Origin of the sequence: Azospirillum sp. TSO5 (genome assembly GCF_003116065.1) — a bacterium.
GTDB lineage: Bacteria > Pseudomonadota > Alphaproteobacteria > Azospirillales > Azospirillaceae > Azospirillum.
The window spans coordinates 85,863-92,947 of sequence record NZ_LGQY01000029.1 but is presented as its reverse complement, the minus strand read 5'-3'; the positions used below and the strand labels follow the sequence as shown (position 1 = coordinate 92,947).

Genomic DNA, 7,085 nt, shown 5'->3' with positions numbered 1-7,085 from the left:
CCCGCTCTCAGCGGACCTATGGTCCGCCTGTCGCGTCAGCACAAAGCAAAGCTTTGTGCGAGAGCTTCGCGGGAGAGGGGGGTAGGAGCTTTGCGAAAGTGTTGCAAAGGAGCGGCGGCAGTCCCCTCTCCCGCCATAGCGGGGGAGGGTTAGGGAGGGGGCATCACGCCCAAAAACGCCCCCTTACCCCACAGCCCCGAATCCGCCGCCGCCCGGCGTCTCAACCACCAGGGCATCGCCCGGCCGCATCGCCGTGCTGTCCTGGGAGGCCAGTTCCTGAACGCTGCCGTCGGTGCGCTGGACCCAGGTGCGGCCTACCGCACCGTCCGCACCGCCCTTCAGGCCGAACGGGGCGATCTTGCGGTGGTTGGCGAGGATGGCGGCGGTCATCGGCTCCAGGAAGCGCAGGCGGCGGATCACGCCGTCGCCGCCGCGCCAGCGCCCTGCCCCGCCGGAACCGCGGCGGATGCGGAAGCTCTCCACCAGCACCGGGAAGCGCCATTCCAGCACCTCCGGATCGGTCAGGCGCGAGTTGGTCATGTGGGTCTGCACCGCGTCGGTGCCGTCGAAGCCGTTGCCGGCACCGGACCCGCCGCAGACCGTCTCGTAATACTGGTGCCACTCGTTGCCGAAGGTGGTGTTGTTCATCGTCCCCTGGGCCGACGCCATCACCCCCAGCGCGCCGAACAGCGCATCGACGATGCATTGGCTGGTCTCCACGTTGCCGGCCACCACCGCGGCCGGCGGGTTGGGCGACAGCATGGAACCGGGCGGAATGACGATCTCGATCGGGCGCAGGCAGCCCTCGTTCATCGGGATCTCGTCGTCCACCAGACAGCGGAAGACATAGAGCACCGCCGCCCGGCAGACCGCCGACGGGGCGTTGAAGTTGTTGGTCAGTTGCGTGCTGGTGCCTGAGAAATCGACGATCGCCGAGCGGGCGGCATGGTCGATCGACACCCGCAGCTTGATGACCGCGCCATTGTCCAACGTCACCGCGAAATCGCCGTCGCTCAGCACGCCGATGGCGCGGCGGACCTGCTCCTCGGCATTGTCCTGAACGTGGCGCATATAGGCGATGACGGTGGACAGGCCGTGCAGGCGGACGACGCGGTGCAACTCGCGGGTGCCCTGCTCGTTGGCGGCAACCTGCGCCTTGAGGTCGCCGATGTTCTGCGCCGGGTTGCGCGCCGGATGCGGGCCGGAGCGCAGAAGCTCCACCATGGCCTCCTCGCGGAACTGGCCGTTCTCCACCACCGGCACGCAATCCAGCAGCACGCCCTCGTCGGCGATGGTCTTGCTGTCCGGCGGCATCGAGCCGGGGGTGATGCCGCCGACATCGGCGTGATGCCCGCGCGAGGCGACGAAGAACAGCAGGTCCTTGCCGGCCTCGTCGAACACCGGCGAGACGACGGTGATGTCCGGCAGATGGGTGCCGCCATGGTAGGGATCGTTCAGCGCAAAGCTCTCGCCGGCGGTGAAGCTGCCGCCACGCCGCTCAATGACCGCGCGCACGCTCTCGCCCATCGATCCCAGATGAACCGGCATGTGCGGGGCGTTGGCGATCAGCCCGCCTTCGCGGTCGAACAGGGCGCAGGAGAAGTCCAGCCGCTCCTTGATGTTCACCGAGCGGGCGGTCTTCTCCAAGGTCACGCCCATCCGCTCGGCGATGGACATGAACAGGTTGTTGAAGACCTCCAGCGTCACCGGATCGACCTTCGCCCCGCCCTTGACCCCGCCCTTCACCCCGATGGCCTGACGCTGGGTCGCCGGCTCCAGCCGGGTCAGCACCAGATGGTTCTTGCGGGTGACCTCCGCCATCCAGCCGGGCTCGACCACGGTGGTGGAGACGGCTTCGGCCAGGATCGCCGGGCCGACGACGCGGTTGCCGGGCTGAAGCTGGCGGCGGTCGTAGAGCGGCGCCTCGCGGCGCTGGCCGCCGATATGCATCGCGACGGTGGCGAGCCGGCGCGGCAGCACCGCGGTGGTGACGGGAAGCTCCGGGTCCTCCAGAACGTCGGTCAGGCCGACGGCCTCCAGCGTCACCGACTCAACCTCCAGCGCGGTGCCGGGGGTGAGGAAGCCGTAGCGGCGGCGGTGCGCCTCCTCGAAGGACTTGGTCATCGCCACCTTCGACCCGAAGGCGACGGTCAGCGTGGTGTCGGAGCCGGCGGCCTTCAGGTGGACGCGGCGGTTGATCGCCTGCCGGTCGGCGGCGACGCCCTGGCGGGTCAGCTCCGCCCGCCCCTCGGTCTCCAGGTCGGTGAACAGCATGGTCAGGCGATCGACCACGGCGTCGCTCAGCGGACCTTCCACCGCGCGCTCGCGGATGGCGACGGTGTCGGCCAGCCCGATGCCGTAGGCCGACAGCACACCGGCCTGCGGATGCAGGAACACCCGCGTCATGCCCAGAGCATCGGCGACGGCGCAGACATGCTGGCCCGCCGCCCCGCCGAAGCCGTTCAGCGTGTAGCCGGTGACGTCATAGCCGCGTTCAACGGAAATCTTCTTGATGGCGTTGGCCATGTTGTCGACGGCGATGCGCAGGAAACCTTCGGCGACCTCCTGCGGGGTCATCGTCGTGCCGAGCTTGGCGTTGACGGTGGCGGCCAGTTCGGTGAAGCGGGCCTTCACCACCTCGGCATCCAGCGGCTGGTCGCCGTTCGGGCCGAAGACATGCGGGAAGAAGCGCGGCTGGATCTTGCCGACCATGACGTTGCAGTCGGTGACGGTCAGCGGCCCGCCGCGGCGGTAGCAGGCAGGACCCGGATTGGCGCCGGCACTGTCCGGCCCGACACGGAAGCGGGTGCCGTCGAAGACGCAGAGCGAGCCGCCGCCGGCCGCCACCGTGTGGATGTGCATCATCGGCGCGCGCACCCGCACGCCGGCCACCACCGCGTCGAAGGCGCGCTCATACTCGCCGGCATAATGCGACACGTCGGTGGAGGTGCCGCCCATGTCGAAGCCGATGACACGGTCGAAGCCGGCCATCCCGGCGGTGCGCACCGCACCGACCACGCCGCCGGCCGGGCCGGACAGGATGGCGTCCTTGCCCTGGAAGCGGCGGGCGTCGGTCAGGCCGCCGTTGGACTGCATGAACATCAGCGGCACCGGCATGCCGTCGACGCTGAGGTCGTTGGCGACCCGGTCGACATAGCGTCGCAGCACGGGGGAGAGATAGGCGTCGGCCACCGTGGTGTCGCCGCGGCCGACCAGCTTCATCAGCGGGCTGACCAGATGGCTGACGGAGACCTGGGTGAAGCCGACCGCGCGGGCCAGCGAGGCGACCTGCCGCTCATGCTCCGGATAGCGGTAGCCGTGCATCAGCGCGATGGCGGCGGCGCGGAAGCCCTGGCGGTAGGCCTCCTCCAGCCCGCGGCGGACGGCGTGCAGGTCGACCGGCTTCAGCACCCGGCCGTCGGCCATCACCCGCTCCGGCACCTCCACCACATGGGAATAGAGCTGGTCGGGCAGATGGATGTGGCGGGCGAAGATCTTCGGCCGGGCCTGATGGCCGATGCGCAGCTGGTCGCCCAGACCTTCGGTGATCAACAGGACGGTCGGCTCGCCCTTGCGTTCCAGCAGGGCGTTGGTGGCGACGGTGGTGCCCATCTTCACCACCTCCACCGTGTCCGGCGGAATCGGCTGTCCCGGCTTCAGGCCCAGCAGCTCGCGGATGCCCTGGACGGCGGCGTCGGCATAGCGCTCCGGATTTTCCGACAGCAGCTTGTGGGTCACGACCGACCCGTCCGGCCGGCGGCCGACGATGTCGGTGAAGGTGCCGCCGCGATCCACCCAGAACTGCCACCGGGCCGGCTTGGTTTCCGCCGCTCCGGCCACCGTCCCTCCGGCCACCGTCGCGTTCTCCGTCTCACCCATCGTCGCACCCGCCGATTTCCATGCGCGGCAACCGCACCGCGCGTGGGCCGGAGTTTCGCGATCCGGCAGCGAATTTCAACCGCTTGAGTGGCCCGTCCCCATCAGGAGGCAGGGAAGCGGCGGAAAGAACACAGGATCACCGATGAAGAGCCCTGCCGCTCAGGCGGCCAGCCGCTGCGGCGACGGGGTGGGCAGACGGCCAAGAATGGCGTTGCCGGACAGGATGCTGTTGAAGGCGCCGGTGCCATCCTCCAGCGCTTCCAGGGCGAGGGAGAACTGGTTGGGCGGCGGCAGCTCGAACCGCGAGGTGATCTCGCCGCTGTCCAGCGCCAGCCGGCCACCGAAGCGGCGGGCCAGCGCACGCATGCGGACATTCTCCGACAGGCACATCATGTGGACATGGCGGATGCCGCGGTTGCGGGCGACATTCAGGATGCGGCGGACCAGCGTGCTGCCGACCCCCTTGCCCTGCAGCACCGATTCGACGCTGATGCCGAACTCCGCCTGTTGCGGCCAGAGGATGCGGTCGCCGCACAGTTCCACCGCGCCGCGCAGCACGCCGTCCTCGAACGCGCCGAGGATGACCGTCCGGCCCCAGTCGATGGCCGCGCAATGCCGCTCGACCGCCTCGTCCGACAGGGTGCCGGTGAAGCGGGCATAGCGGTCCGTCCGGTCAAGGCGGAGAAGATGTGCCCGGTACTGGGGCAGTTCGGTCGGCAGGATCTTGCGGATGATAGGCATGGCTCTGCTCACGGTTCTCGAAAATCCGAAAACGCATTCGCGCAGAACGTTTTTCCCCAGGCTCCGGCGCCGCCACCGGCGGACACCGCTTTTGTCACGGCCGGCGCTCTCTGCGGCGCCCTTTGTTGCATTGCAACATGGCGTGGCTGATGGGAATCGCAAGCGCTTATTAGAACTTTGCAATGCGAACAATGCTGGCCTGTTGCCGGTGCGCCACAGTTGGCCCGCCCTGTTCCGGCCGCTATGCTGCCCCCGGTTGGGGAGCCTGCGGACATAAGGGCGTAGCATGAGCATTTGGGGCAAGATCCTGGGCGGCGCGGCCGGCCTGTTCACCGGCGGGCCGATCGGCGCCCTGCTGGGCGGTCTGGCCGGGCATGCGGTCGACCTGTGGTCGCCCTGCGGCCCGGACGACCAGCCGCGCCGGGGCATGAGCGATGCCGATGCCGAAGCGGCCAAGCAGACCGTCGCCTTCACCATCGGCGTGATCGCGCTGGCCGCCAAGATGGCGCGGGCCGACGGCGTGGTGAAGCGGGTGGAGGTCGATACCTTCAAGCGGCTGTTCCGCGTCCCGCCGGAGGAGTTGGGCAATGTCGGCCGCGTCTTCGACCTCGCCCGCCGCGACACCCGCGGGTTCGAGGAATATGCCCGCCAGATCGCCAAGCTGTTCGAGGACAAGCATGCGGTGCTGGAGGAGTTGCTCGACAGCCTGCTGATGATCGCCGAAGCCGACGATGAGCTGCACGAGACGGAGGTGGAGTATCTGCATGCCGTCGCCACGATCTTCGGCTTCGACGAGGCCGACTTCCGCCGCATCGTCGCCGGTCACCATCTGGCCGGCAGCCCGACGGAGACCGACCCCTACGCCGTGCTGGGCGTGTCGCGCCACGCGGATGACGACGCGGTGAAAACCGCCCACCGGGCGCTGGTGCGCGAACACCACCCGGATCGGCTGATCGCCCAGGGCATGCCGCAGGAGTTCATCGACCTCGCCACCCAGAAGCTCGCGCTGATCAATGCCGCCTACGACCGCATTCGCCGGCAACGGGAGGGAGCCGCGGCCTTGTCCTGACATGTCGCGATTCGTCACAGCTTTTGATGATTTGAAATTGCTTTGCCATAGGCTTTATCCCGTTTCCTGACGTATCGTTCCCGGCGGGGCGGGCGATCGGTTGCCCGCGCGCTTTGGGGGCGACATGACGATGCAACGCACGATCATCCGGACGATCTTCGCTGCGGTTTTGGGAACGACGATTGCAACGGGCGGCGCCGCGCAGGCGCAGATACCGGCGGCAGCCGCCGACGCGACGGTGGTGCCGGGGGTGGTGCCGGGGGTGGTGCCGGGGGTGGTGCTGGGACAGCCGCTGACGCTGAACCTGGGAGTGCCGCCGGCCGGCACCGACTGCGCCACGCAGGCCGCGACGCTGAACGCGCAAGCCCTGGTCCTGGTCGCCAACGGCCAGACCATCCCCGGCGCCCGCGCCAGCTTCGGCTGCTCGGCCAAGGGTGAGCTGGTGGGCACCGCTTCCACCTCCATCTCCGGCAACGGCGACGACGCGGCCCAACGGCGGGCGTCATGGCAGACCGCCTTCAGCGGCTTCTTCAACCTCGCCGGCGCCAAGACCCTGCCGGTCGCCTTCGGCCCGGCCACAGGCGGCATGACCACCGCGCCGAAGATGGTCTCCATCCAGGGCGCCAGCGACCGCGACCTGGGACTGGCCGCCGTCTGGTTCGCCCTGGTGGCGGCGCTGTTCCTGTTCGCCTTCTTCCGCCATTTCGGCCGCACCGACGCCATCACGCCGATCGCCGGCGTGCCGATGCCGGCCAACTACCGGGCGCCCTACAGCCTCGCCCGCTTCCAGCTTCTGTGGTGGAGCGGGATCGTCACCGCCTCCTATGTCGCTATCCTGACCATCACCGGGTCAATGGACACCATCACCACCGGCACCATGGCGCTGATGGGGATCGTCGGCGGCACCTCCGTCCTGGCCGCCTTCCAGGATCGCCGGCCGAGCGACGACGACACCCGGCGCCACCAGCATGCCGCCGCCTACCTCGCCGCCGCCGCGGCCAACCCGCCCGACCAGACCGCGATGGCCGCCAGCCTGGCCGAGGTCTATCCGCCGTCCCAAGGGTTGCTGCCCGATCTGCTGAGCGACGCCGCCGGCTACAACATCCACCGCCTGCAGCTTCTGGCCTGGACCGGCGTGCTGGGCATCACCTTCCTCTACGAGGTCACCCGCACGCTGGGCATGCCGGAGATGTCGGCCAACCTGCTGGCGCTGACCGGCATCAGCAACGGCACCTATTTCGGCTTCAAGATGCAGGAACAGCAGGTACCGACGCCGACCGGGACCGCGTAACCGGCCGGCAATCGCGGGGGACGCAACCCGCCCAACCGTTTTTCCGGGTCGCGGCGGAGGGGGATGGCACGCTATAACCCATCCCCTCCCCTCGATTTTCCGGCG

General features: G+C 69.0%; 4 protein-coding genes. 2 read left to right on the top strand and 2 right to left on the bottom strand.

Translation table 11 applies throughout. The features are described 5' to 3' along the window. Nucleotides 1-183: 183 nt before the first annotated feature. A complete protein-coding gene (locus tag TSO5_RS08840; RefSeq protein ID WP_109151238.1) occupies nucleotides 184-3,879 on the bottom strand; it encodes a hydantoinase B/oxoprolinase family protein in 3,696 nt (1,231 codons plus the stop codon). A 159-nt stretch (nucleotides 3,880-4,038) separates the two neighbouring features. After that, the gene (locus tag TSO5_RS08835; RefSeq protein ID WP_109151237.1) at nucleotides 4,039-4,620 is read right to left on the bottom strand and encodes a GNAT family N-acetyltransferase; all 582 of its coding nucleotides are present in this window, start codon (nucleotides 4,618-4,620) and stop codon (nucleotides 4,039-4,041) included. Between the two features lie 286 nt (nucleotides 4,621-4,906). Between TSO5_RS08835 and TSO5_RS08830 the strand changes: the two genes are divergently transcribed. Both TSO5_RS08830 and TSO5_RS08825 read left to right on the top strand, forming a co-directional pair. Next, the gene (locus TSO5_RS08830; protein WP_109151236.1) at nucleotides 4,907-5,689 is read left to right on the top strand and encodes a TerB family tellurite resistance protein; all 783 of its coding nucleotides are present in this window, start codon (nucleotides 4,907-4,909) and stop codon (nucleotides 5,687-5,689) included. A gap of 124 nt (nucleotides 5,690-5,813) precedes the next feature. Continuing rightward, nucleotides 5,814-6,980 (top strand): hypothetical protein, encoded by a 1,167-nt coding sequence (locus TSO5_RS08825; protein WP_109151235.1) that lies wholly within the window; start codon nucleotides 5,814-5,816, stop codon nucleotides 6,978-6,980. The last annotated feature ends 105 nt before the right edge of the window (nucleotides 6,981-7,085 follow it).

Coding starts and splice junctions, on each gene's coding strand:
- TSO5_RS08840 (WP_109151238.1), bottom strand. CDS start 3,879: ATGGGTGAGACGGAGAACGCGACGGTGGCCGGAGGGACGGTGGCCGGA.
- TSO5_RS08835 (WP_109151237.1), bottom strand. CDS start 4,620: ATGCCTATCATCCGCAAGATCCTGCCGACCGAACTGCCCCAGTACCGG.
- TSO5_RS08825 (WP_109151235.1), top strand. CDS start 5,814: ATGACGATGCAACGCACGATCATCCGGACGATCTTCGCTGCGGTTTTG.
- TSO5_RS08830 (WP_109151236.1), top strand. CDS start 4,907: ATGAGCATTTGGGGCAAGATCCTGGGCGGCGCGGCCGGCCTGTTCACC.